This is a genomic window from Paenarthrobacter sp. E2MeOHC11, assembly GCF_058744955.1.
Map to the genome: position 1 here is coordinate 3,413,145 of NZ_CP196673.1, position 22,555 is coordinate 3,435,699.

At 63.5% G+C, this 22,555-nt stretch carries 23 protein-coding genes; 10 read left to right on the forward strand and 13 right to left on the reverse strand.

Annotated elements, in window-relative coordinates; genetic code table 11:
- Positions 1-30: 30 nt before the first annotated feature.
- On the reverse strand, positions 31-1,083 hold the full coding sequence (locus tag ACSSVG_RS15870) for a LacI family DNA-binding transcriptional regulator (RefSeq protein ID WP_231340093.1): 1,053 nt from the start codon (positions 1,081-1,083) through the stop codon (positions 31-33).
- A 61-nt stretch (positions 1,084-1,144) separates the two neighbouring features.
- Entirely contained in the window at positions 1,145-1,774 is a 630-nt protein-coding gene (locus ACSSVG_RS15875; protein WP_492415626.1) for a DUF2510 domain-containing protein, read from the reverse strand.
- A gap of 102 nt (positions 1,775-1,876) precedes the next feature.
- Here ACSSVG_RS15875 and ACSSVG_RS15880 point away from each other — a divergent pair, with 102 nt between their 5' ends.
- The 3 genes from ACSSVG_RS15880 to ACSSVG_RS15890 all read left to right on the forward strand — a co-directional run bounded on the left by ACSSVG_RS15880 (position 1,877) and on the right by ACSSVG_RS15890 (position 5,716).
- Positions 1,877-2,470: a hypothetical protein gene (locus ACSSVG_RS15880; RefSeq protein WP_231340090.1), complete on the forward strand. Its 594-nt coding sequence runs from the start codon at positions 1,877-1,879 to the stop codon at positions 2,468-2,470.
- 60 nt (positions 2,471-2,530) lie between these two features.
- On the forward strand, positions 2,531-3,547 hold the full coding sequence (locus ACSSVG_RS15885; protein ID WP_231340089.1) for an o-succinylbenzoate synthase: 1,017 nt from the start codon (positions 2,531-2,533) through the stop codon (positions 3,545-3,547).
- A gap of 78 nt (positions 3,548-3,625) precedes the next feature.
- Positions 3,626-5,716 carry a PhoX family protein gene (locus ACSSVG_RS15890; protein ID WP_492415627.1) on the forward strand — a complete coding sequence of 697 codons (2,091 nt, stop codon included), beginning with the start codon at positions 3,626-3,628 and terminating at the stop codon, positions 5,714-5,716.
- A 70-nt stretch (positions 5,717-5,786) separates the two neighbouring features.
- Here ACSSVG_RS15890 and ACSSVG_RS15895 read toward each other — a convergent pair whose 3' ends face one another.
- The 5 genes from ACSSVG_RS15895 to ACSSVG_RS15915 all read right to left on the reverse strand — a co-directional run bounded on the left by ACSSVG_RS15895 (position 5,787) and on the right by ACSSVG_RS15915 (position 9,398).
- Entirely contained in the window at positions 5,787-7,187 is a 1,401-nt protein-coding gene (locus ACSSVG_RS15895; RefSeq protein WP_231340087.1) for an MBL fold metallo-hydrolase, read from the reverse strand.
- Positions 7,188-7,340: 153 nt separating this feature from the next.
- Positions 7,341-7,637, reverse strand: a complete 297-nt coding sequence (locus tag ACSSVG_RS15900) for a rhodanese-like domain-containing protein (RefSeq protein ID WP_231340086.1) — start codon at positions 7,635-7,637, stop codon at positions 7,341-7,343.
- Positions 7,638-7,668: 31 nt separating this feature from the next.
- A complete protein-coding gene (locus tag ACSSVG_RS15905) occupies positions 7,669-8,010 on the reverse strand; it encodes a rhodanese-like domain-containing protein (protein ID WP_231340085.1) in 342 nt (113 codons plus the stop codon).
- A gap of 21 nt (positions 8,011-8,031) precedes the next feature.
- Entirely contained in the window at positions 8,032-8,790 is a 759-nt protein-coding gene (locus ACSSVG_RS15910) for a sulfite exporter TauE/SafE family protein (RefSeq protein WP_231340084.1), read from the reverse strand.
- The gene (locus ACSSVG_RS15915) at positions 8,787-9,398 is read right to left on the reverse strand and encodes a rhodanese-like domain-containing protein (RefSeq protein WP_231340083.1); all 612 of its coding nucleotides are present in this window, start codon (positions 9,396-9,398) and stop codon (positions 8,787-8,789) included. Before ACSSVG_RS15915 ends, ACSSVG_RS15910 begins: the two co-directional genes overlap by 4 nt.
- A 122-nt stretch (positions 9,399-9,520) precedes the next feature.
- On the opposite strand from ACSSVG_RS15915, the gene ACSSVG_RS15920 reads away from it, so the two are divergent.
- The gene (locus ACSSVG_RS15920; protein ID WP_231340082.1) at positions 9,521-9,778 is read left to right on the forward strand and encodes a metal-sensitive transcriptional regulator; all 258 of its coding nucleotides are present in this window, start codon (positions 9,521-9,523) and stop codon (positions 9,776-9,778) included.
- A 43-nt stretch (positions 9,779-9,821) separates the two neighbouring features.
- Positions 9,822-11,531, forward strand: a complete 1,710-nt coding sequence (gene menD, locus ACSSVG_RS15925) for a 2-succinyl-5-enolpyruvyl-6-hydroxy-3-cyclohexene-1-carboxylic-acid synthase (RefSeq protein WP_492415628.1) — start codon at positions 9,822-9,824, stop codon at positions 11,529-11,531.
- A gap of 94 nt (positions 11,532-11,625) precedes the next feature.
- On the opposite strand, the gene ACSSVG_RS15930 is transcribed toward menD, so the two are convergent.
- From ACSSVG_RS15930 to ACSSVG_RS15945, 4 genes are all read right to left on the reverse strand, one after another.
- The gene (locus tag ACSSVG_RS15930) at positions 11,626-12,420 is read right to left on the reverse strand and encodes an amino acid ABC transporter ATP-binding protein (protein WP_492415629.1); all 795 of its coding nucleotides are present in this window, start codon (positions 12,418-12,420) and stop codon (positions 11,626-11,628) included.
- A gap of 11 nt (positions 12,421-12,431) precedes the next feature.
- The gene (locus tag ACSSVG_RS15935; protein ID WP_253468815.1) at positions 12,432-13,223 is read right to left on the reverse strand and encodes an amino acid ABC transporter permease; all 792 of its coding nucleotides are present in this window, start codon (positions 13,221-13,223) and stop codon (positions 12,432-12,434) included.
- A 93-nt stretch (positions 13,224-13,316) separates the two neighbouring features.
- On the reverse strand, positions 13,317-14,114 hold the full coding sequence (locus ACSSVG_RS15940; protein WP_231340078.1) for an ABC transporter substrate-binding protein: 798 nt from the start codon (positions 14,112-14,114) through the stop codon (positions 13,317-13,319).
- 158 nt (positions 14,115-14,272) lie between these two features.
- Positions 14,273-15,628 carry an isochorismate synthase gene (locus tag ACSSVG_RS15945; RefSeq protein WP_231340077.1) on the reverse strand — a complete coding sequence of 452 codons (1,356 nt, stop codon included), beginning with the start codon at positions 15,626-15,628 and terminating at the stop codon, positions 14,273-14,275.
- 91 nt (positions 15,629-15,719) lie between these two features.
- Between ACSSVG_RS15945 and ACSSVG_RS15950 the strand changes: the two genes are divergently transcribed.
- From ACSSVG_RS15950 to ACSSVG_RS15965, 4 genes are all read left to right on the forward strand, one after another.
- On the forward strand, positions 15,720-16,481 hold the full coding sequence (locus tag ACSSVG_RS15950; protein WP_090817170.1) for a demethylmenaquinone methyltransferase: 762 nt from the start codon (positions 15,720-15,722) through the stop codon (positions 16,479-16,481).
- Between the two features lie 29 nt (positions 16,482-16,510).
- A complete protein-coding gene (locus ACSSVG_RS15955) occupies positions 16,511-17,854 on the forward strand; it encodes a geranylgeranyl reductase family protein (RefSeq protein WP_492415630.1) in 1,344 nt (447 codons plus the stop codon).
- 9 nt (positions 17,855-17,863) lie between these two features.
- Entirely contained in the window at positions 17,864-18,967 is a 1,104-nt protein-coding gene (locus ACSSVG_RS15960) for a polyprenyl synthetase family protein (RefSeq protein ID WP_231340075.1), read from the forward strand.
- A 586-nt stretch (positions 18,968-19,553) separates the two neighbouring features.
- Positions 19,554-20,426, forward strand: coding sequence for an endonuclease domain-containing protein (locus ACSSVG_RS15965; RefSeq protein ID WP_492415631.1), 873 nt, complete (start codon positions 19,554-19,556; stop codon positions 20,424-20,426).
- 181 nt (positions 20,427-20,607) lie between these two features.
- On the opposite strand, the gene ACSSVG_RS15970 is transcribed toward ACSSVG_RS15965, so the two are convergent.
- Both ACSSVG_RS15970 and ACSSVG_RS15975 read right to left on the reverse strand, forming a co-directional pair.
- The gene (locus tag ACSSVG_RS15970; protein ID WP_159700898.1) at positions 20,608-21,030 is read right to left on the reverse strand and encodes a hypothetical protein; all 423 of its coding nucleotides are present in this window, start codon (positions 21,028-21,030) and stop codon (positions 20,608-20,610) included.
- Positions 21,031-21,043: 13 nt separating this feature from the next.
- A complete protein-coding gene (locus ACSSVG_RS15975) occupies positions 21,044-21,715 on the reverse strand; it encodes a trimeric intracellular cation channel family protein (RefSeq protein ID WP_159700895.1) in 672 nt (223 codons plus the stop codon).
- Here ACSSVG_RS15975 and ACSSVG_RS15980 point away from each other — a divergent pair, their 5' ends adjacent.
- Positions 21,716-22,483, forward strand: a complete 768-nt coding sequence (locus ACSSVG_RS15980; RefSeq protein WP_231340073.1) for a sirohydrochlorin chelatase — start codon at positions 21,716-21,718, stop codon at positions 22,481-22,483.
- Positions 22,484-22,555: the final 72 nt, after the last annotated feature.

Genomic DNA, 22,555 nt, shown 5'->3' on the forward strand with positions numbered 1-22,555 from the left:
CGCTGTTCTGGTATTTGCGACGTCAACGGCCTAGCGCGTGGGCGCGGGGCCGGTCGATTCCCGGATGACAAGGCGGCAGGGGACCATCGTTTCCACGGTGGTCCCCTTCCCTGTGGTGTTGGTTCCCTCGATGGTGTCCAGCAGCGTGGTCATCGCGGCGCGGCCGATCTCCCGCAGCGGCAATGCCATGGTGGTGAGCGCCGGGACCATGGTGTCCGCGATCCGGGTCTCATCGTCGTAGCCCATCACGGACAGGTCCCCGGGGACGCTGAGCCCAAGCCGGGCAGCCGCAAGTGTCACTCCGACGGCGAGACGGTCGTTCGCGCACATGATGGCCGTGGGCCGATCAGCCGGGGACACGTCGTCGAGCAGTTTCATGGCGCCGCGATAGCCGGCATCAATGTCCCATCCGGCCATGACAATCCGGTCGCTCCGTAGCGGAACGTTGGCCGCTGCATGCGCATCCCGGTACCCCTGAACGCGGAGTGGCGCGGCCGGCGAGTCTTCATATCCTGCCAGCAGCGCGATGTCCCGGTGCCCCAGCTGCAAAAGGTGCTCGGTGGCTTCGCGTCCGCCGGTGACCTCATCAGGAATCACGTGGTGCAGTTGCGGTTCGGGGAGGGCGTCGTAGCAGTTGGCCAACACGGACGGAACGCGGAGCATGCCCTGCGGAACGTCGATCGGTTTCAAGCCCACTGTGACGTACATGAGCCCATCGACTTGCCGGTCCAGGAGGGTCTCAATGGCGCCGGCATCCCGGGCGCTATCCCGCTCGGTGTCCATGACAACCGTGACAAAGCCGCGGCTGCGCGCAATGTCATCCGCGCCGCCGATGATGTTGCCGTCGAACGGGCTGACCACCACTTCGTCCGACAGGATCCCGATAACCCTGGAACGCTGGTTGCGCAGGCTCAGCGCGATCGCATTGGGGGAGTAGTTCAGCTCCAACGCCGCCGCGCGGATCCGGTCCTGGCTCTCCTTGGCCACATTCCCGTCGCCGCGGCCGTTCAGAACCAAGGAGACCGCGCTCCTGGAGACACCCGCCCTCTTGGCGACGTCCAGTGCAGTGGCCTTGCGGTTCATCGGGAGAGTCCTTCCGTCTTCTGTCAGCAGTCTACCTAACGCGTGTGAGGTTTCCTCCGTGTCAGGTAGAGATGGAGTATCCGAAGGACGACATCATGGTCTGCATCATGTTCGACGTCCAGATGCCGGCCACCACCATGCTGATCACGAACACGGCGATGGTGATCCACACCGGCAACAGCCCGCGTTTGGGCGCCACCTTGTTGACGATCACCGAACGGCCAATGACATAAACCGCCGAGTTCAGGAACGCCCAGGCCCAGTGGAAAGGACGTACGACGCCGGCCCTCGCCAACCGCTGCTGGTCCAGGTAGGCAAAGAACACCGAGAGTCCGTAGATGACGAAGCTCGATGCCATGAGCAGGAAATAGCCTGGTGTGTAGATCGAGAGGGGGTCAACGGTTGTGACGCCCTGCCGTGTGGTGATGATGCGGAATTCCGGCTGCCAGGTGAGCATGAACAATACAGACACCAAGGGCAGCAGGGTGATGGCCCAGATGAAGGGGTTGTAGATCGGTGTCTGGTCGCTGAGCCGGGTTCGCGGAGCCTTGAACGCCTGCTGATACTGCACCTGCTGAGGGGCCTGGTGGGCTGTCCAGGCATGTCCGTCCCACCAGCGGACGAACCGCGGGTCCGAAGGGTCCGGGTACCAGCCGGGAGGCGTCGTGGAACCGGGCATTGATTGCGTCATATCTCCCCCACATTGAGTCGTATTCCGAGAATATCGCGATTGAGGTCTCTCGGTTGTCAGGTACCCCTCCCCAGTGTCTGTGTGGTGGTGTATGAGTGGATTATGAGCTTCTTCGACGACCTCCCCGAACCCCCTGCGCGGCCACGACAACCGCAGCCGGTGCGGCCAGGATGGTTCGGTCCGCCGACGGACGAGCTGCCGGGCATCGTGCCTGTTGGTGAGTTTCTCTACAGCAGCCCCAGGATGGTGGTGGCATTGAAGTCGGTGGAGGTTTACTCCACAGGGTGCCTGCTGGACACGGTGTGGTGTGTCCGGCGCGAAAACGAATCAGACCAGGAATGGCGCGACGTCATGGAGCAGAGCTTCAGCCGGCCGGGCCTGCCCGGCATCATGATGGGCGTGGCGTTCCCCGACGGCAGGAAGGCCGTCGCCGCGCATCCCACCCCGTCCATGTTTGAAGGTTCCGAAGACATGGTGGGCCCCGTGCTCACTCATCAAGGCGGCGGTGGTACCGGCGGAAGTGACGAGCAAGTGGATGGCTCCGCGCGGTACTGGTTGTGGCCGCTGCCCGTAGAAGGGGATGCGCAGCTGGTGGCACGCTGGGATGAGCTGGGAATGCCTGAAAGTTCGCTTGTCCTGGCCGGTGACCAGTTCGACGACGCCCTGGGACGGGTGCGGAACTACTGGTCGCCGTAGATTTCCACATAGCCCAATTCGCCTTCCATTGAGGCGGAGGGCCGCCGGTACAGTGGCACCATGCCTGCTCTGCCCTCCCTTGAAGAACTCCGCGACTCCGCCCACGTAGTATCGCTGCCCATGCGCGTGAAATTCCGCGGCATCATGGAGCGCGAGACGCTCCTCCTACGGGGGCCGCTGGGCTGGGGCGAGTTCTGCCCTTTCCCTGAATACGACGACGACGAAGCCTCCCGTTGGCTGGCCGCGGCCCTGGAAGCGGGCTGGCTTGGGTTTCCCCCGGCGCTGAGGGACACCATCCCGGTCAACGCCACAGTTCCTGCTGTCCCTGCCGAACGTGTACCTGACGTGTTGGCTCGCTTCGGCCGTGTGGATGCGGTCAAGATCAAGGTTGCCGAACGTGGTCAGGCCCTGGCAGACGACGTCGCCCGGGTGAATGCAGTACGTAGGGCACTTCCAGACGCTGCCCTGCGGGTGGATGCGAATGGAGGCTGGGACGTAGAGCAAGCAGTGGAGGCCCTGGGCAAGCTGTCCGCTGTTGGCCTTGAGTATGCCGAGCAGCCCGTCCCCACCATTGAGGGTCTGGCCGAGGTGCGCCGTCGCCTCGCTGCTGCGGGGACACCTGTCCTCATCGCCGCCGACGAGAGCGTTCGCAAGGAAGACGATCCCCTTCGGGTAGCCAGAGCCGGTGCCGCGGACCTCATTGTGGTCAAGGTCGCCCCACTCGGGGGAGTCCGGCGGGCCTTGGACATCGTGCACCAAGCCGGGCTGCCCGCCGTCGTCAGTTCTGCGCTGGATACCTCCGTGGGCATCAGCGCCGGGCTCGCACTGGCAGCGGCCCTACCGTCCCTTCCGTACGCCTGTGGGTTGGGAACCGTTTCGCTGTTCGCCTCTGATATCACCCTGGACCCACTGGTGTCCGACGACGGCGCCATCACGTTGCGCGAAAGCGTCGCCGATCCGGGGCTGCTTGAGCAGTACGCAGCATCTGGGGAGCGTCGGGACTGGTGGCTGGACCGTCTACGGCGGGTGCACTCAGTGCTGGAGGGAAACCAGCACGGCTTGTTCACCGATCCTTAACCAGAGAGACCTCTCAGATTCGGATTCCGCTGAAAGGCTCAACGGGAACCTGATACATCCTCTGGAAGGTCTTCCCCCATGTCTGAAACCACCGGACGCACGTTTGCGCTGCTCCCCATGCTCGGCCACACCAAGGGCAAGCGCAGCCCCGTGACGTGTGCCCTGAAGTGCGATAACGCCTGCTCGGGCGATGTCTGCAACACCAGCGCCAACGGCTACTTCCGCGACATCGCCTCAACGGCAATGTCCCGCCGCGCCGCTCTTGGCCTCGGCGCCGCCGGTGCGCTCGCCGTCGTACTCGGTGGTGCTGTAAGCGGTGCCGATACCGCGGTGGCCGACTCCGGCAACGGACTCTCCGAGGCTGCGAAGAAGGGCTTCGAGAAGTCCAAGCTCAAGTTCTCCGCGATCAAGCCGGTCGATGCCGCTGTGGACGCCTTCACCGTGCCCGAAGGCTTCGACTGGAAGCCGATCATCCGCTGGGGCGACCCCCTGTTCGCCGATTCGCCGGCCTTCGACCTCAACGCGCAGACCGCCGCAGCCCAGGCCCGACAGTTCGGCTACAACAACGACTACACGGACATCCTGCCCATCCCCGGTTCCAAGGATCGCCGTGCGGTACTGTTCACCAACCACGAGTACACCAACGAGAACATCATGCTGCCCGTGGGCTTTGACCCCGCCGAGGCACGTGCCATTGGTCGGGCCGGGCACGGCCTGGCAGTGGTTGAGCTCGAACGCAAGAACAAGAACAAGCCGTGGAACTACGTCCAGGGCGCACCCCTGAACCGACGCTTCCTCACGGACACCGTCTACGAACTGACCGGCGCCGCAGCAGGCACCAACCTGGTCAAGACCATCGATGACCCCGCAGGCCGCTGGATCAAGGGCACGCTGGGTAACTGCTCCGGCGGCACCACCCCGTGGGGCACCATCCTCTCCGGCGAAGAGAACTTCAACGGCTACTTCGCCGCACCGGGCACGAGCGATGGCGACAAACGGTACGGCATCACGGCCAACCCCACCTCGCGTAAGTGGGAACTCGACGAGCCGCGCTTCGATACCCGCAACTCCGGCTACGCCAACGAGACCAACCGCTTCGGCTGGATCGTGGAAGTTGACCCGTTCGACCCCACCTCCACGCCCAAGAAGCACTCCGCCATGGGCCGCTTCAAGCACGAAGGCGCCAACGTCATTGTTGCCCCATCCGGCAAGGTCGTGGCTTACATGGGCGACGACGAGCGCTTCGACTACCTCTACAAGTTCGTCTCCAAGGGCAAGTACAAGGCCGGCGTCTCCAAGGAAGCCCGCAGGAACAACATGGGTCTGCTCTCCGAGGGCGACCTCTACGTTGCCAAGTTCACGGGTGATTCGCCGGTTGCCGAGATCGATGGCTCAGGAAAGCTCCCTGCGGACGGTGCCTTCGATGGCAGCGGCGAGTGGCTGCCGCTGGTTGTCGACGGAAAGTCCGCCGTTCCGGGCATGTCTGTCCCCGAAGTACTGGTCTACACCCGCCTCGCCGCCGACAAGGTTGGCCCCACCAAGATGGACCGCTGCGAAGACGTCCAGCCGAACCCGCTCACCGGCAAGGTCTACGTAGCCTGCACTAACAACTCCGACCGCGGCAAGGCCGGCAAGGAAGGCGCCACGGAGGTCAACCCGCGGACGTTGAACCGCGATGGACACATCGTGGAAATCACCGAAGGGCGCGAGCAGACGGGGACCAAGTTCAACTGGAACCTCCTGCTGGTTGCCGGCGACCCTGCCAAGAACACCTCCACCTACTTCTCCGGATTCCCCACGGACAAGGTTTCGCCGATCTCCTGCCCGGACAACGTGGCGTTCGACTCCGTGGGCAATCTTTGGATCTCCACCGATGGTGCACCGTCCAGCATCGGGTACGCCGATGGCCTCTTCAAGGTCACCCTTGAGGGTCGTGAGCGCGGCAAGGTGGAGCAGTTCCTTGCAGTGCCCCGTGATGCCGAGACCTGTGGTCCGATCATCCACGACGAAGAGCGAACAGTGTTCGTCGCCGTCCAGCACCCGGGTGAAGAGGGCTCGTTCGCAGCGCAGAACTCCTTCTTCCCGGATTACGTGCCGGCCGGGGCCACTCCTGCCGCCGGTGCCGTTCGCGCCCCGCGTCCGTCGATCGTGCAGGTCTTCCGCAAGTAACGCCTGCCCCTGATCGTTGAACGAAGGCCCTCTCACCCGCGGTAACTGACGGGCGGGAGGGCCCTAGGCTTTAGGCGGTGGCCAGTGAATTCTGCTGGGCGGACCATGCTGCGTAGCTGCCGTCGAGTTCGACGACGTCGTATCCGGCCCGGCGAAGGGCGCTGGCCGCAACTGAGTTCCGAACGCCGGACTGGCAATAGCTCACGATGGTGCCTTCGGCGGGTAGTTCGTCAAGATGCCACATGACGCGGCCACCGCTGAGCTGGTGGGAACCCGGGATATGGCCGGAATTGTGCTCTGTCTTGTTACGGACATCCAGGACCATGGCAGCGTTGAAGCCGTCGAGTTCCTCCGGCTGGATGAGCTTAGGCGTGAACATTGGCAGGCCGTCGATGCTGGTGAGGAATCCGGCGATGTTGTCGATGCCGACACGTACCAAGTGATCCCACATGTCCTGGGCTGCGCCCTGGTCCGGTGCCAAGAGAACCAGCGGGTTTTTGTCCGTTTCCGGGTTGATCACCCAGGCTCCGTAACTGGCTACCGACTTGCCCGCGGGAACGTTGAGCGACCGGATTACTGTGCTGTGGTGGACCTCAGTGTGCGGGCGGGTGTCGATGAACGTGACCTTGTCCAATGCCAGGTCCTGGGACACCTCCGCGGCGTCCAGCTCCTGAAGAGGCAGGCGTGCGCCCAAGACGGCGGGCCCTTCACGGTTTTCCCGCTTCATCCGTCCGAAGTAAGCATGGGCGTCGGGTTGCCCGTCCAGGAGTTCGTCAACGAATCCTTGCTCGTCGTTCGCTGCCAGGTAGGGTCCCCACCAGGCGTACAGGCGCTCATAGCCCACGGTTGACGAGGGTATGGCCCCGAGGGCCTTGCCGCAGGCGCTGCCGGCACCGTGGGCCGGGTGGACCTGGACGTAGTCGGGAAGGGTCAGGAATTTGTCCCGGAGGCTGGCAAAGAGTTGCTTGGCGCCCTCGAAACGGGTGTCGATTCCGCCCGCGGCCTCATCGAGCAAGTCCGGTCGACCCAAGTCGCCGGAGAAAACGAAGTCCCCGGAGAGCAAGTAGCCTGGCTGGTCGCTGAACGCGCCGTCGGTGACCAGGAAGGAAAGGTGTTCAGGAGTGTGGCCCGGGGTATGCACTGCTTGGATGCTGATGTTGCCCAAGGCGATCCTGTCACCGTCATGCAACCGCTCGCCGTCGAATTCGTACTGCCATTCGGGGCCGCCCTCGCCGGAAACATATATTTTTGCTCCGGTGACGGCGGCAAGTTCACGAGTGCCGGAAAGGTAGTCGGCATGGATATGTGTCTCGGTTACGGCCACGATCTTCATGCCGTTCTTCGCGGCGAGATCCTGATAGACGGCGATGTCACGCCGGCCATCGACAACAATGGCTTCTCCCTTGGCTTGGCAGCCGATCAGGTAGCTGGCATGGGCGAGGTCTTCATCGTAAATGCGCTCGATAAGCATGGTGTGCTCTCCTTCGTGGAGTAGATGACGTAATTGAAACGAATACCCATGGGGGTATATTCCAAGGGGAGTTCGGCCAGCAGTTTTGGTGCGTACGTGCGGTGTCCACTTTGGTGAAAGTGATGTCAGGGTGCCGCTCTGCCGCGTTTTCGTTCAGGTGGTGGCAAGACCGGCCCGGATCCAGGCGATCATGCCCCCGGCCATCGTGTCCGCAGAAAAGCCGGCGCCATTGAGGGCGTCAGCGACGCGGGCTGAACGGTTGCCGCTTCGACATACGGCAATGACCGGGACTTTGTGGTCCAGTTCGGACAGGCGTGCCTGCAACTGACCCATGGGAATGTGGAGGGCTCCGGGAATCATGCCTTCGGCGACCTCAAAGTCCTCGCGGACGTCGAGGATGCAGACGGTGGAGCGCCGCTGCTCTGCTTCGGTGACAGTGATTTCGGCCATTGGATTCTCCTTCGAAAGATAGTGACAGTCGCTAACGGACAGGTTCGCCGGCGCGACGCCAGGCTGCCATGCCGCCGCGTAGCGAGTAGGCGTCATACCCTTTTGTGGCTAGCAGCCGGGCCGCCGAAGCGGACCGTACCCCTGAAGCGCACACGGCGATGACGGGCCGGGATTTCTGGATGCCGGAGGTGCTGGTCTGCAGTCGGTCCAAAGGAATATGCTTGGCCTGCGTGGCGCGGCCGGTTCGCCACTCCTGCGCTGATCGGACATCGATCAGCGTGGCGCCGGAGTCCAGGAGTTCCTTGGCCCTGGCGACGTCGATCGTTTTATAGGGCTTACCGAAGGCCTTTCTGACGGTATCCATGAGTCCCATAGTGTTCTCCTTCTTCCTTGGTTAGGCAGTTACGGCCCCGGTGGTCACCCACGCCGCGACGGCGAAGATGAGTACTGCGAACGAGATGCGGACGTATTTGTCCTTCAGGCGGCGGGCCACCCGGGCGGCGACCAGCGAGCCCAGGATGGCCGGGACGGCGAATGCCAGTGTGGTTGCCCAGTCGATGGTGTACCCGGCAGCGTGCGCGCTGAACCCTGCGGCGGAGTTGATCACGATGATGGCCAAGGACGTTCCGACAGCCTGCTTCAGGCGCAGGCCCAGAAGGATGGTCAAGGCGGGGGTGATGAGGAAGCCGCCGCCAACCCCCAGCAGTCCGGTCAGAAATCCCACCAGCAGCCCTACCCCCACTGCCTTTGGAGCGCAGGATCGGAAGGCCCTGTTGGGGCCCGTGCTGCAGGATCCATCGGACTCGCGGGGCTTGGCGAGCATTCGGATCCCTGCGGCCACCATGATCACCGCAAATGCCAGCATCAGGATGTTTGGATCCAGCAGTCGGCCTACGGCTGCACCACCCCAGGCTGCCGGGATGCCTGCAAGACCGATCAACGCGACGACCGGCCAGTTCAGGCCGTCCCGGACCCTCGGAAGTAGTGCCGCCAAAGACGATACTCCTACCACCAACAGGGACGTCGGGATGGCCTGGGTAGGACTCATGCCCACGCCGTAGACAAGGGCGGGGACGGCGATGATTGACCCACCGCCACCCACCACTCCCAGGACGATCCCGACAATGAGTCCCAGGGCCAGGGCCGGGATCATGCCGCAATGCCCGCTTCTGGTGCCGGAAGCTGGAGGATGGCGCTTTCGCGGGTGGGCTCCTTGGCGGCCTTGTTCCACGGCATGGCTGAGAGGACTTTCCCCATTGCGCAGGTGTTGGTGGCGGCCGAGAAGGTCAGCCCTGTGCCGATGGCCCCGGCTAGCACGCGGATTTTGGGTGAGATGAACTTGCCGCCCACCATGCCCAGCACCACCAAGGAGCCGGCAGCGAGGCGGACCTGGCGCTCCAGGTCCCAGCGGTCCTTGCCCCTCACAACGTCGCCACCGGCGGCGACGAACCCGGGGACCCCTCCGGTCAGAACGTACGCACCTTCAATGCCAGACGCGCCGAGCCGCTGACGGGCCTGCTCGGCGCGTGCGCCTGACTGGCACACCAGAACCACGCGGGAGCCCAGTCTGGCAGCCAGTTCATCGGTATGTTCCGAAAGCAAAGGCAGGGGCACGTTATAGGACCCGCGGATGTGCATGGATTCGAACTCGGCAGCTGAGCGCACATCGATCACCATCAGATCGCGGTGTTCGGCAATCCAGTTGTGCAGTGTTTCCGGGGCGAGCGTGGTGATGGCGGATGCCTTGGTGGGCGACGTCATGGAGAGCCTCTCGAATAGGCGGTAGCGGATACCCCGCCGAGTATTCCAGATACCCCGGGGGGTAGTCAAACACCCCAGGGGGTATATAGTAGTGGGAGATTCCCGACACCTTGGAGAAGCTCATGGAACTCAACCCGGCAGAACTCACACCCGTTATCAACCGGCTCAAGCGCGCCCAAGGCCAGCTCGCGGCCGTCACGCGAATGCTTGAAGAAGGGCGGGACTGCAAGGATGTGGTCACCCAGCTTGCAGCGGTGTCGAAAGCTCTCGATCGCGCCGGGTTCGCCATCATCGCCACTGGCCTTGAGCAGTGCATCACCCAAAAAGACGAAACGATGGATCGAAAAGAACTGGAAAAGCTCTTCCTCTCGCTCGCCTGATTGGGGTGTGATGAGCGTCCACACGCGCCAATAGACTGGACGGGTGACTTCCCAGGACTCTCTGACATCCATCGCCGCCGCCCGGATCGCCGTGACGGCACTGCTGGACGGCGGGGTGCGGCACGTGGTGGTGGCCCCTGGTTCACGGTCGGCGCCCCTGGCCTACGCCCTCGCGGAAGCAGAAGCTGCCGGCCGCGTCCGGCTGCACGTCCGCATTGACGAACGCGATGCCGGGTTCACAGCCCTGGGCCTGGCACTTTCCACCGAGGCGCCGGTGGCTGTGGTAACCACTTCAGGCACGGCGGTTGGCAACCTTCTTCCGTCCGTCATGGAGGCCAACCACTCAGCAGTGCCTTTGGTGGTCATTTCCGCGGACCGGCCGGAGGAACTCCACGGAACCGGGGCCAACCAGACAACCATCCAGCTGGACCTCTTCGGCGACCACGTACGATTCGCCGTCGACATCCCTGCCGGTGACCATCCGCAGAAGGCTGTTGCCACCGCGTTGTATGCCGCCACCGGCGCACTTGAAGACACCCCGCCCGGCCCTGTCCAAGTGAACCTCGCGTTCCGCGATCCGCTGGTTCCCGCGGCCGGCGACGCCCTGCCCGAAACCACCGGACACGGAGTGTTCCATTACGACGCCGGCCCCCAGGTTTTGGATCTTCCGGCAGCATCCAGCGAACTCGCCGAGCGACGCACCGTGGTCCTCGCAGGCCACGATGCAGGCCCTGTGGCTGAAGCATTCGCGCGGGCCCACGGCCTTCCGTTGCTCGCGGAACCGTCCTCCAACGCACGTTTCGGGCCTAACGCAGTTGGGCCGTACCGGGTGTTGTTGGAGCACTTCGGCCCCGAGTCGCCCGCTCCGATCGAAAGGGTGGTCCTTTTTGGCCGGGCAACCCTGTCCCGTCCCGTGGCATCCTTGCTGGCCCGCGAGTCCGTAGGCACAGCCATCTACCAGCCTGTTCCAGTCGCTTGGTATGAGGCGGGCCGACGCCGCGAAACACCCATCGAAACCCTCCCCGAATTGGCCGATTTCGCTGGCCGGGGATCTGCGGAATGGCTGGATTCCTGGCTCCTCGCAGGCGCAGCAGCCCAACACAGCCTTGACGGAGTGCTCGCGGGGGAGACCCTCGCCAACGGTCCCTCCGTTGGTGCAACCGTTTGGGAACACTCCCGCGGTCAGCTGGTCCTCGGCTCCTCCAACGGCATCCGCGACGTCGACCTCGCTGGTCAACCCCACACCGAACCCATCGCTACCGTGCACGCCAACCGCGGCCTCGCCGGCATCGACGGCACCATCGCCACAGCCACCGGCATCGCCCTGGGCAGCGGACGCGAAACCACGGTTCTCCTGGGCGATGTCACCTTCCTCCACGACGCTGGGGGGTTGCTTCTCGGCCACGGTGAACCTGTGCCGGACCTGCGCATCGTGGTGCTCAACGACGCCGGCGGTGCCATCTTCAGCCTGCTCGAGCACGGCGCCGTCGAGGACTCAGGCGCCTACGGCACTGCCGTCGAACGCCTCTTTGGTACCCCGCACTCAGTGGACATTGCGGCACTCGCGGCCGCGTACGGCGTCGGACATCAAGCGGTAAGTACGACGGCGGAACTCGCCGACGCACTCAAGCTGCCGCTCAAGGGGCGCACCATCGTGGAGGTGCGCGTCGACCGGGCAGGCCTGCGGGTGCTCCATGCTCGGATCAAGGAAGCCATCAACGCTGCGGTGGGCCAGGTCCTCACGGCGGGCTAAGCCCAGGCTCGCCGGTGACACAGAAACAGGAGGGCGACACCCACCTATGGGTGTCGCCCTCCTGGTTCCGTGGCGCTAGCGAATCTGCGTGGCGTCAGGCTTCCTCGACACCGATGTGCGTCGGGTCCAGGACACGGCGCAGGAATTCCTTGGTTCGTGGCTGGGTGGGGGCACTGATGACGTTCTCCGCCGGCCCTTCTTCCACCACGACACCGGCGTCCATGAAGACCACGCGGTCGGCGACTTCACGGGCGAAGCCCATCTCGTGCGTGACCACCAGCATGGTCATGCCTTCCTGGGCCAGCTTGCGCATGACGGCAAGGACGTCTCCCACGGTCTCAGGGTCCAAAGCTGACGTGGGCTCATCGAAAAGCATGAGCTGCGGGTCCATGGACAGGGCACGGGCAATAGCCACGCGCTGCTGCTGGCCACCGGAGAGCTGGTCCGGGAATCGGTCGGCGAGGTGTCCCAAGCCAACGCGCTCCAGGTTGTGGCGGGCCACGCCGGCTGCCTCGGACTTGGAGCGCTTGAGGACCTTCATCTGGGAGATGGTGCAGTTGTCCAACACGCTCAGGTGCGGGAACAGGTTGAAGTGCTGGAACACCATTCCAACGCTCTGGCGCATTTTGTTGAGGTCCACGTCAGGGTCTGTGGCCTCGAACTTGCCCACGTTGATGGTGCCCGCATTGGGCTGCTCCAGCAGATTGACGCAGCGCAGGAGGGTGGACTTGCCGGAGCCCGAGGGCCCGATCAGGCAAACTACCTGGCCCGGTTCAACGGTCAGCGAGATACCTTTGAGGACCTCGTTGCTGCCGTAGGACTTGCGCAGATCCTTGATGTCGACGCCCGCAGCGCGAACGTTGGACGTGCTCCCAGTGGAGTTATTCATGACTGTCCTGCCTATCGCTTCGTCCGCGCGGAGCGGCTTTCGAACTTCCGTGCCAGGAGGCTCAAGGGGATGGTGATGACCAGGTAGAAAGCGCCGGCCACGAGAAGCGGCGTCAGGCCGGCTCCGAGGCTGGAGATGCCGTCACGGCCGAACTTGGTGAGCTCGTACTGGGACGCGGTGAGGCCCAGGACGTAGATCAGCGAGGAGTCCTTGGTGAGCAGGATGATCTCGTTGGTCAGCGGCGGAAGGACGATCTTGAAAGCCTGGGGGATGACGATGGAAACCATGGCCCGCCACTGCGGCATGCCCAGTGAACGGGCGGCTTCCATCTGGCCCTTGGGCACAGCCTGGAGGCCCGCGCGGAGGGTTTCAGCGATGTAGGCCGAGGCCACCATGCCCAGCGAAACCATGACCACGATGTTGACGTCCCACTGGACACCGAAGGCGAGCGGAACGCCGTAGCCGAAGGCGATGAAGACCAACAGTGCAGGAACGCCGCGGAAGAACTCGATGTAGCCCGTGGCCAGCCACCGGTAGAGAGGGAAGGTGGAGAGCTTCATCAGGGCAAGCAGGAGGCCGCCGGACAAGCCCACCACGAAGGCCAGCGCCGTGTAGATGAGGGTGTTCTTGAGGCCAACCAGGAAGATGTCCGGGAACATCGGGCCGATCTTGGCGAAGTTGAAGACGCTGGTGCCGATCGTCTTCCAGTCCACGGCAAGGATCACTGCGGCCAGGACCACAACAAAGATTCCGGCCTGGACGTACAAACTGACTTTGGCTCGTTGACGTGCAGTCATTGCCATGGTGTTCTCACATTCATGTTGCGCAGGTGGGGCCCCGAAACAACGTATCGTTTCGGGGCCCGCCTGCGTGGATCTCGGGAGCCGGGGCTCGGACTACTTGGTGGCTTCGCCGAACCAGGTGGTCTCGAACTTCTTCAGTGAACCGTCGTCGGTGATGCGCTTCAGTGTGGCGTTCACGGCATCCGCCATGGCGGTGTTGCCCTTCTTGATGGAGATGCCCAGCTTCTCGCCCGTTGCGTAGTCTTCGACACGCTTCAGGTTGGAGTCGTCCTTGATGGCGTAGCCCAGGACGGACTGGTTGCCGACTGCGGCGTCGATGGTGCCGGCCTTGAGGGCCTGGACCAGGAGGCCGGAGTCCTCGAACTGCTGGGCGTCGATTCCCTTGTCCTTGGCGTACTGGGCGCCGGTGGTGGCCTGCTGGACGCCCACCTTCTTGCCCTTGGCGCCATCAAGGTTGCTGATGCCGGAGGACGAGGTGGCCACGAGGGTCAGGTCGTCATCCAAGTAGGGGGTGGAGAAGTCCATGACGCTCTTGCGGACGTCCGTGATGGAGATCGAGGAGATGGAAACGTCGCAGCCGGTCAGGGCGGTGCCGGTCTCGATGGCTTCGAAGGAGCTGTCCACCACGTTGAGTTCTGCCTTGGCGTCCTTGGCGATCTCAGCGGCGATGTCCATGTCGAAGCCGACAATCTTGCCGTCCTTCTGGAATTCGAAGGGCTCGTAGGGAACGTCCGAGCACACCGTGAGCTTGCCGGCATTGATGAGCTTGAGGCCCGAGGCATCCGTAGCCGCAGGGGTGGACGAGCCGCCACAAGCGGTGAGGGCCAGTGCGCCGGCTGCGAGCACGGCGGCAATCTTGGTGCCGGACAGAACCGAACGGGAGATCTGCATGTTGTTTACCTTTTGTTGCGGTGGATGCTGAACTGAGTCGGTTTTAGTGTAGCGCCGAACGTGAGATGTGCATCACAGGAAACGAAGTTTCACTATTGGATAACAAGTTTACCCACTTATCAACCACCCCAGCAGAAGGTCTGTCTGGGATCCCGGATTCAGCGGCGGATGCCCAGCGCCTCAAGCATCGGCCTGAACTTGGCCCACGTCTCGGCCAGTTCGGCCTCCGGCTGCGAGCCCTCCACAATGCCGCAGCCCGCGAATAGGCGCACCGTGTTGGCGTCTTCGATGACCGCGCCACGGAGCGCGATACCCCATTCGCCGTTGCCGGCGGCGTCGAGCCAACCGACCGGTCCGGCGTACGGTCCGCGGTCCAAATGCTCGAGCTTGCGAATCAACGCTCCGGCCACCAGCGTCGGGGTTCCGCACACTGCAGCCGTGGGATGCAGGGCGTTGATGAGGGCCAGGCAGGTGGGCACGTGTCCCTCAATGTCCGCCAACTCCGCCTTCACGTCCGAGGCCAGATGCCACACGTTGGGCAGCTCAAGAATGAACGGCTCGCTGTGGGAATTCATCGCCTCGGAGAAGGGAGCGAGCTGCCGGGTCAGTGAATCTATGGCGATCTCGTGCTCGTGCCGCTGCTTCTCGGATCCAGCCAGGACGCGTTCGGCGTACGCCATGGGGGAGCCGTCCAAGCCATCGGCGTCGCGGCGGTCCAAGGTACCAGCCAGCACGCGGGCTTGTGCAGTGCGGCCCTCCACCTGGATCAGCATCTCGGGCGTCGCACCGACCAGTCCGTCCACGCCGTACGTCCAGCATTCGCGGTACCTTGCGGCCAGCTGGCGAAGTACCTCCGCAGCGTTGACGCCGTCCGGAAGGGTCGCGACGACGTCGCGCGCCAACACGAGTTTCTCCAGTTTCCCGGCGCGGATCTCGTCGACACCATTGGAAACGGCCTGCATCCACGCGGACTCGCTAAGGGAACCGTGGCTGAGGTGACCGCTCGAACCGTCCGCGGCAACAGCCTCAGGTGAGGGGGCGACGTCGGATCCTCCCGCCGCTGAATCCTCGCCGTTCGGTTCCGGCTCAGTCAGCCAGCGAGTCACGGAGGCGAGGACGCCGGCCTCGGTGAGGGGACCGTCGTCGAACGTTAGCTGGGTAGCCCAGGCACGGCCATCGCGGATGCCAACCACCAGTTCGGGGAGGATCAAACGTGAGACGTGCGGGGACGTTTTGGAGAAAGCGAACGAGCCAAAAGCGACGGGACCGGTGCCCGGAAGGTCTACGTGGTCCGTGATTTCGGCCTCAAGAATGAGGTGCCGCCACCAGATATCGGCCTCAAGGAAACGCTCCGGGCCGGTGGCATTGAAGCGGGTCAGTTCGCCGTAGCCAACCAGGCCGGCCTCGCGGCGGGACCAGCACAGGACGTCGTCCCGCACCAGAAACGACGGCAGCCCCCCGGAGGATGAGTCAACATCGAGGGGGACTGTCAAGGTGCGGAGCGTGCTCGTCATGATGGAACAACAGTACTCCCGCGCGTAACCAGAATCTGAGCCGACTTCTACAGCGCAGCAAAGTCGGTTGAATGTCTGAGACAATTACAGGGTGAACCGAGCATCCTTGGAAAAGCGTCCGGACGAAGTTGCGACGATGTTTGATGATGTCGCCCCAAAATACGACGTCGTCAATGATGTCCTGTCCATGGGGCAGACCCGGCGTTGGCGCCGGATCGTGGTTGATGCCATGGACGTGAAGGTGGGCCAGAAGGTCCTGGACCTCGCAGCCGGAACGGGAACCTCCAGCGAACCCTATGCAGACGCTGGCGTGGACGTCGTGGCCTGCGACTTCTCATTGGGCATGCTCAAAGTTGGCAAGCGACGCCGGCCGGACATCGACTTCATCGCCGGTGACGCCACCAACCTCCCGTTTGCTGACAACAGCTTCGACGCTTCCACCATTTCCTTCGGACTCCGCAACGTGGTGGAGCCCCGCAAGGCCCTTGAGGAAATGCTCCGCGTCACCAAGCCCGGTGGTCGCCTGGTCATCGCCGAGTTCTCCCACCCCGTAGTGCCGCTCTGGCGCAACCTCTACACCGAGTACCTCATGCGTGCGCTGCCGGCTATCGCCACCAAGGTGTCCTCCAACCCGGATGCCTACGTGTACCTCGCCGAGTCCATCCGCGCCTGGCCGGACCAGGACCACTTGGCCCAGTGGCTCAGTGACGCTGGCTGGACGGACATCACTTACCGCAACCTCAGCGGCGGCATCGTCGCCGTCCACCGTGCACAGAAGCCCGCCGAGCACCGCGAAAGTGTCCCCGTAGCCAAGCTTCGCCGCCAGATCAAGCCGCGCCACCAGGCCGGCTGACTTCGTACTGCCTGCTGATTTAGGACGACGTGAAAGTACTGATAGTTGGCGCGGGCCCTGCAGGGTCCACCGCCGCGTATTACCTCGCCCAGGCGGGCATCGACGTCACGGTGCTGGAAAAGACCTCCTTTCCGCGTGAAAAGGTGTGCGGCGACGGCCTGACTCCCCGCGCTGTCCGCGAAATCCAGAAGCTCGGACTGCCGCACGCTGTTGAGGAAGGGTGGCGCCGGAACAAGGGGCTGCGCCTGATTGCCGGTGGGCGCACCATCGAGCTGGCCTGGCCCGAGGTCTCCGACTTTCCCACCTACGGCCTGATCCGCACCCGTCTCGGGTTCGACGAAGACTTGGCCAGGCACGCCCAGGCCGCCGGCGCCGTCGTGCTGGAACGCCACAGCGTCACCTCGGCTTTGACCGCCGACGACGGTCGCGTCATCGGCGCGCGGGCGTCAGTTCTCGACGAGTCCGGACGCAAGACGGGCGAAACGCGCGACTTCCATGCCGACGTCGTACTAGCCGCCGATGGAAACTCGACGCGAACCGCCGTGTCGCTAGGTATGCACAAGCGCGACGACCGACCGCTGGGTGTCGCCGTGCGCACTTATTTCACCTCGCCGCGGCACGAGGACGACTGGATGGAAGGCTGGCTGGAACTTCCCGGCAAGTCAGGCAAACCGCTTCCCGGCTACGGCTGGGTATTCGGTGTCGGCGATGGCACCTCCAACGTTGGCCTCGGCATCCTGAATTCGTCCAAGGAATTCGGCAAGCTCGACTACAAGCAGGTCCTTCGCGAATGGACGGCCGGCATGCCTCCTGAGTGGGGCTTTACCCCTGAGAACCAGGTGGGGGAGATCCGTGGCGCCGCGCTGCCCATGGGCTTCAACCGCACGCCGCACTACTCACCCGGCCTGCTCCTGCTGGGCGACGCCGGTGGAATGGTGTCCCCGTTCAACGGCGAGGGCATCTCCTACGCGATGGAATCAGCCCGGTTCGCCGCAGAGTTCTTGATTGACGGCGCCGCGCGTTCGCGCTCAGCAGGCTGGACCGCCGACGACGCCGATGCCCACCTTTCGCGGTACGCGGACTACGTGCGGGACCAGTGGGGATCGCATTTCACGCTGGGACGTGCGTTTGCTGCGTTGATTGGCAAGCCTGCCGTGATGAAACTGGCGTTGCGCACAGGCATGCCCATTCCAGTGCTGATGCGTTTTGTGGTCCGCATGCTCGCCAACCTCACCGACCCTGCCGCGAAGGGCTTCGAAGACCGCGTGATCCGCGTCCTCGAGATGCTGGTTCCGGCCACGTCCAACACTTCCGCTGCCCGCGCCCTTACGCCGGCAGGCACCGACACCGCGGTTTCCGCAACAACTAGTTAGGGTTATTCCGTGACGAACTCTGCCGAACACAGCTGGACGCATGCCGGGCACGGCCTGCCGGACACCGTTGAGCCTGCTCCCAACACCACCGCGATTGCCACGGGACTCCAGTTGCCCGCCGGTTTTGCCGCCATCGCCGGCGACGCCGAGCTCGGCCCCGCTATCACCACCAACCTTGCCCGGGTTGAGAAGAAGCTCCGCGAAGCCATCTCCAACTCGGACCCCCTGGCTGACGCGACGTCGCGTCACCTGGTGGAAGCCGGTGGCAAGCGCATCCGTCCGCTCCTCACTCTGCTATGTGCGCACCTCGGCGATGCTTCACGCCCCGAGGTTGTCCAGGCGGCCGTGGTTGTTGAACTCACGCACCTCGCCACGCTGTACCACGACGACGTGATGGACTCTGCTCCCTTCCGCCGCGGTGCACCCACGGCACATGAAGTGTGGGGCAACTCCGTGGCCATCCTCACCGGTGACCTCATCTTCGCCCGAGCATCCATCTTGGTCTCCGAGCTCGGCTCCCGCGCCTTGGGCATCCAGGCCCGGACCTTCGAACGCCTGTGCCTTGGCCAGCTCCACGAAACCGTGGGACCGCGCGAAGACGAAGATCCCGTGGAGCACTACCTGTCCGTCATCGCTGACAAGACCGGCTCCCTGGTTGCGGCGTCCGGGCAACTCGGCGCGATCTTCGCAGGCGCAGACGAAGCCTACGAGGACCTGCTGGTTGAGTACGGCGAGAAGGTGGGCGTTGCCTTCCAGCTTGCCGACGACGTCATTGATGTCACTGGTGTGAAGGTCAAGTCCGGCAAGTCCCCGGGCACCGACCTTCGCGAAGGCGTGCCCACGCTGCCCGTGTTGCTGCTGCGCCGCGATGCTGCCGCCGGGGATGCCTCTGCTGCTGCGCTCCTGGAATTGATCGACGGTGACCTGTCCTCCGACTCGGCCCTGGCCGAGGCCGTAGCCGGCTTGCGCGAGCATCCCGTCACCAACGAGTCGTGGAAGATCGCCCGCCAGTGGTCCGCCGAGGCCGTCGCTGCCCTGGCCCCGCTGCCCGAGGGCGTTGTGAAGGCATCGCTGACCAACTTCGCGCATGCAGTGGTGGACCGCAGCAGCTAATTTTTTTCCTTTGCTTTCGCAGGCGTCCGGTCTCATGTAGGCCGGACGCCTGTTTTTTGTTGTCCGGATTTCGGATGCAGGCCCGTCGTCGTCGTGAAACCTGTACCGTCACCACCTACTTTGAGTGTTCGAGCGTGGCGACTCGCCTGTGGTTACGGCGTGTTGGGCTGCTGGTGGAATCAACGTGGGTGGTGGCCGTACGCGGCCAAACTTGAAGTTCCGGAAAAACGGAATGGCCCCGGCTCGTTGCAACGTTACGAGTCATACGCTGCACCGAACCGGGACCACAATCTCCGTTCGCATCAGAACCACCGGAGGCATTTAGTGGATCCGTGAAAAGTTTATGACAACCCTGTCACATATGCAACTTTTTGGGTCAACGATTTTTTCCTCTATGCCGTGCGATTTACAGCGAAGCGCCGAACCTCCATCACCTACTTTGGATCACGGAGCGGGGGGACTCGCCGTACAGGGGGTGTGTCGCTACATTGCAGGCCCGCAAACCAGGTGGTGGAGGTACCCGTAGTTGTCCACATAGGGAACTTCCCGCCAGCCGCGGGGTCCTCGCCGAACCCAGCATGGCTGCATGGATATCAACGAATTCCTCCGCAGCCGGCGCGGAGCAGCCAGAACGGAAACCCTCAGGAAGGCCGGCTTTACTCAGCGGGCACTGGCGAAGGCTGTCAGTGATGGGACAGCTGCTCGCTTACACCGTGGCGTCTATACCTCGGGCGACGCCGATCCCGACGTCGTTGCCGCCTTCCGGGCCGATGGCGTACTTACCTGTATCTCGGCCGCCCGGTTCTATGGTCTGTGGACTCTTGAGAGTGCAGAGGAACTCCATTTGAGCTGCAGCACCGGCCTGGCGAGGCGCCGTGTTGCGCACCACGGGGCCCGCCAGCACCCCGACCATCCGTACCTGCCGGTTGCCGGGGTGGCCGATGTCCTGATCCACGCGCTCCGATGTTTGCCTGAATTGGATGCACTCGTCTTGGTGCAGAGTGCGGTCAGCCTGGCGCTCCTCTCGACGGACTTCCTGAAGTCAAGGCTTCCGGGCAACAGGAACGGCCGGGTTCGCGCAACCTTGGATGCGGTTCTGCCCCGGTCCGACTCCCTGTTGGAGGTGTTGGCGCACACCCACTTCACCAGGGCTGGACTTGGGGTCCAGATGCACGCGGACGTCCCGGAAGTAGGTGAAGTGGACTGTCTGGTCAACGAATGCCTGATCGTTGAACTCGACGGCGGCACACACCTTGAGGGAAAACAGGTCAAGAAGGACCAATACAGGAACAACGCAGCCATGCGGATGGGGCTATTGAGCCTTCGCTACTACTACGCGGATGTCGTTCATCACCCGGAGAGGATGGTTGCCGAGGTCAAGGCAGTCCTGCGCAACAGGGAAGTTGGCCGCTACGCACCGGCACGGTACGCACCTGGGTGGGTTCCGCCGTCGTCGTGAGTTTGCGTCTCCCATGTACCGCCATCACCCACTTTGACGGCAATTCTCCGGCGACACACCACCTGAACGGCGTGCCAGGGCAGCTTCGACATGAAAGTGGGTGCTGGAGGCACACGGGTCACAACAAAATAGCCCCTTTCCCGACCAGGAAGTCAGGAAAGGGGCTGTTTTTTGCGGAAACTTAGTCTTCGTCGTTGAATGCCCACTCGAACATGTCGAACGCGAACTCGGAGAAGGTGCCCTCTTCGCTCTTCCACTGGCCGCGGGCGTTGTTGCGGCGCCAGACGATGGGGTCCGGGATGCCGAGATCGGCAGTTCGGAAGCCCCAGGTGAACTGTTCCTCTTCGTCTTCGAGGAACATGAGGAAACCTTCGTCATCGACCTCGAGTTCCTCGGGGTCCCAGAAGTAGTGGTATGCCTCCATGAGGTCCTCACAACCGCCGATTGCCAGGTAGAACTCGCGCAGAACCAGCGGGATGGTGAAGGAGTGATCGGCGAGGGCGTCATCCAGTTCGTCAGGCGTGAGGCCGTCTTCTTCCTGCCATTCATCCTCGAGATACTTTGGGACCAGCGCACGGAACTTCTCGAGGAACATGTCAGTCATGCTCTTATCCTAGCTAATCCCGGACACCTGAAATTGCGCCTGTTCCACTGCCTGGGCGGTGCCATCCACGGACGGCCAACGGCACGTGCCAGCTGCGTCGCCACGCGATGACACGGAAAGCGAAAACAACAGCTGCCACGATGCAGGCAGAGAGACCGCTGAAGATGCCCAGATGCCACAACAACGTGGTGAGTCCAGCCCCCACAAAGGCCGGCAAGGCATAGAGGTCGCGGGCATTGAACAGGGTAGGGATTTCATTGGCTGTAATGTCGCGGAGGAGCCCGCCGCCCACAGCAGTCGTGACACCCAGCAGGATGGCGGCCACCGGGTTCATTCCGGCACCCAGCGCCTTCAACGTCCCCGTGATGCAGAACAGAGCCAGCCCGCCGGCGTCGAACAGCGTCAGCAGGGATGTGAAGCGCTGGACCGAAGAAAACAGGAAGTAGACCAGCATCGCAGCCAGCAGCGGGGGAGCAAGATACGCAGGGTTTGTGAAGGCGATCGGGGGACCGGCGTTGATGACGATGTCGCGGATCACGCCGCCACCCAGGGCGACGATGGAGCCGAGGAGCACTGAGCCTACGATGTCGAATTGTTTGCGGGCGGCCAACAGGGACCCGGAGACCGCGAAGAAGAACACGCCTACCAGGTCAAGCCAGAGAAGGACGATGTCGATGGAAATCAAGTGGACGGGTTCTTTCTGGGTACGGCTCTCAACAGATGCTGGCTCAACGTTACGCTAGCTCCCATGAACAGCCCCGTTTTGATCGCGTGTGCCCACGGAACCCGCAACGCCGAAGGCCAGGCAGCCATCCGCCGGGTCATGGCTGAAATCGAAGCCCTCCGTCCCGGATTGCAGGTTCTGGAGGCATACGTTGACGTGCAGGAACCCGAGTTGTCCGGTGTGGTGGAAAACATGCCCGGGGGGACTGCCGCCGTCGTCGTACCGCTTTTGCTGTCCACTGGCTTCCACGTCAAGGTGGACGTGCCCAAGGCGATCAAGAGCCGGCCCGAAGTTGTGGCTGCCCGGCCGCTCGGCCCCGATGCGCGGCTTGCCGAGCTGCTCGCCACCCACCTGCGCGCCGCTGGACTGAATGACGACGACGGCGTGCTGCTGGCTGCCGCGGGATCGTCCCTCCCTGACGGCTCCGTGGACTCGGAAGAGCAAGCACGGTTGCTCGCCGAGCTGCTGCCGAACAAGGTGCGGGTGGCCTATGGCGCCAGCGCCCAGCCAACAGTGCCCGACGGCGTCGCCTCCTTGCGTGCGGAACTCGCCTCTGATGGTGGGACAGGAAGGGTCTTCATCTCCTCCTACCTGCTGGCTACCGGTTACTTCCACGACCAGCTGGCCAAGGCCGGAGCAGACATTGTTACGGCACCGCTGCTGCCGTCGCAGGTGCTCGCTGAGATCGCCTTGGAACGCTACGACGCCGTAGTTGGCAACCCTTCCTGACGCGCAAGCAAGGGGTGGCTAAACCCGGCGGGAACCTGCATAAGTAGCGTCCTTGAACAAGGTCCGGAACCC

Bases quoted from the DNA above. Each gene is read 5' to 3' on its own strand.
- ACSSVG_RS15965 (WP_492415631.1), top strand. From the start codon at position 19,554: ATGGATATCAACGAATTCCTCCGCAGCCGGCGCGGAGCAGCCAGAACG.
- ACSSVG_RS15945 (WP_231340077.1), bottom strand. From the start codon at position 15,628: ATGACGAGCACGCTCCGCACCTTGACAGTCCCCCTCGATGTTGACTCA.
- ACSSVG_RS15920 (WP_231340082.1), top strand. From the start codon at position 9,521: ATGGAACTCAACCCGGCAGAACTCACACCCGTTATCAACCGGCTCAAG.
- ACSSVG_RS15890 (WP_492415627.1), top strand. From the start codon at position 3,626: ATGTCTGAAACCACCGGACGCACGTTTGCGCTGCTCCCCATGCTCGGC.
- ACSSVG_RS15930 (WP_492415629.1), bottom strand. From the start codon at position 12,420: ATGAATAACTCCACTGGGAGCACGTCCAACGTTCGCGCTGCGGGCGTC.
- ACSSVG_RS15880 (WP_231340090.1), top strand. From the start codon at position 1,877: ATGAGCTTCTTCGACGACCTCCCCGAACCCCCTGCGCGGCCACGACAA.
- ACSSVG_RS15885 (WP_231340089.1), top strand. From the start codon at position 2,531: ATGCCTGCTCTGCCCTCCCTTGAAGAACTCCGCGACTCCGCCCACGTA.
- ACSSVG_RS15935 (WP_253468815.1), bottom strand. From the start codon at position 13,223: ATGGCAATGACTGCACGTCAACGAGCCAAAGTCAGTTTGTACGTCCAG.
- ACSSVG_RS15870 (WP_231340093.1), bottom strand. From the start codon at position 1,083: ATGAACCGCAAGGCCACTGCACTGGACGTCGCCAAGAGGGCGGGTGTC.
- ACSSVG_RS15910 (WP_231340084.1), bottom strand. From the start codon at position 8,790: ATGATCCCGGCCCTGGCCCTGGGACTCATTGTCGGGATCGTCCTGGGA.
- ACSSVG_RS15940 (WP_231340078.1), bottom strand. From the start codon at position 14,114: ATGCAGATCTCCCGTTCGGTTCTGTCCGGCACCAAGATTGCCGCCGTG.
- ACSSVG_RS15895 (WP_231340087.1), bottom strand. From the start codon at position 7,187: ATGCTTATCGAGCGCATTTACGATGAAGACCTCGCCCATGCCAGCTAC.
- ACSSVG_RS15905 (WP_231340085.1), bottom strand. From the start codon at position 8,010: ATGGGACTCATGGATACCGTCAGAAAGGCCTTCGGTAAGCCCTATAAA.
- ACSSVG_RS15875 (WP_492415626.1), bottom strand. From the start codon at position 1,774: ATGACGCAATCAATGCCCGGTTCCACGACGCCTCCCGGCTGGTACCCG.
- ACSSVG_RS15900 (WP_231340086.1), bottom strand. From the start codon at position 7,637: ATGGCCGAAATCACTGTCACCGAAGCAGAGCAGCGGCGCTCCACCGTC.
- ACSSVG_RS15915 (WP_231340083.1), bottom strand. From the start codon at position 9,398: ATGACGTCGCCCACCAAGGCATCCGCCATCACCACGCTCGCCCCGGAA.
- ACSSVG_RS15970 (WP_159700898.1), bottom strand. From the start codon at position 21,030: ATGACTGACATGTTCCTCGAGAAGTTCCGTGCGCTGGTCCCAAAGTAT.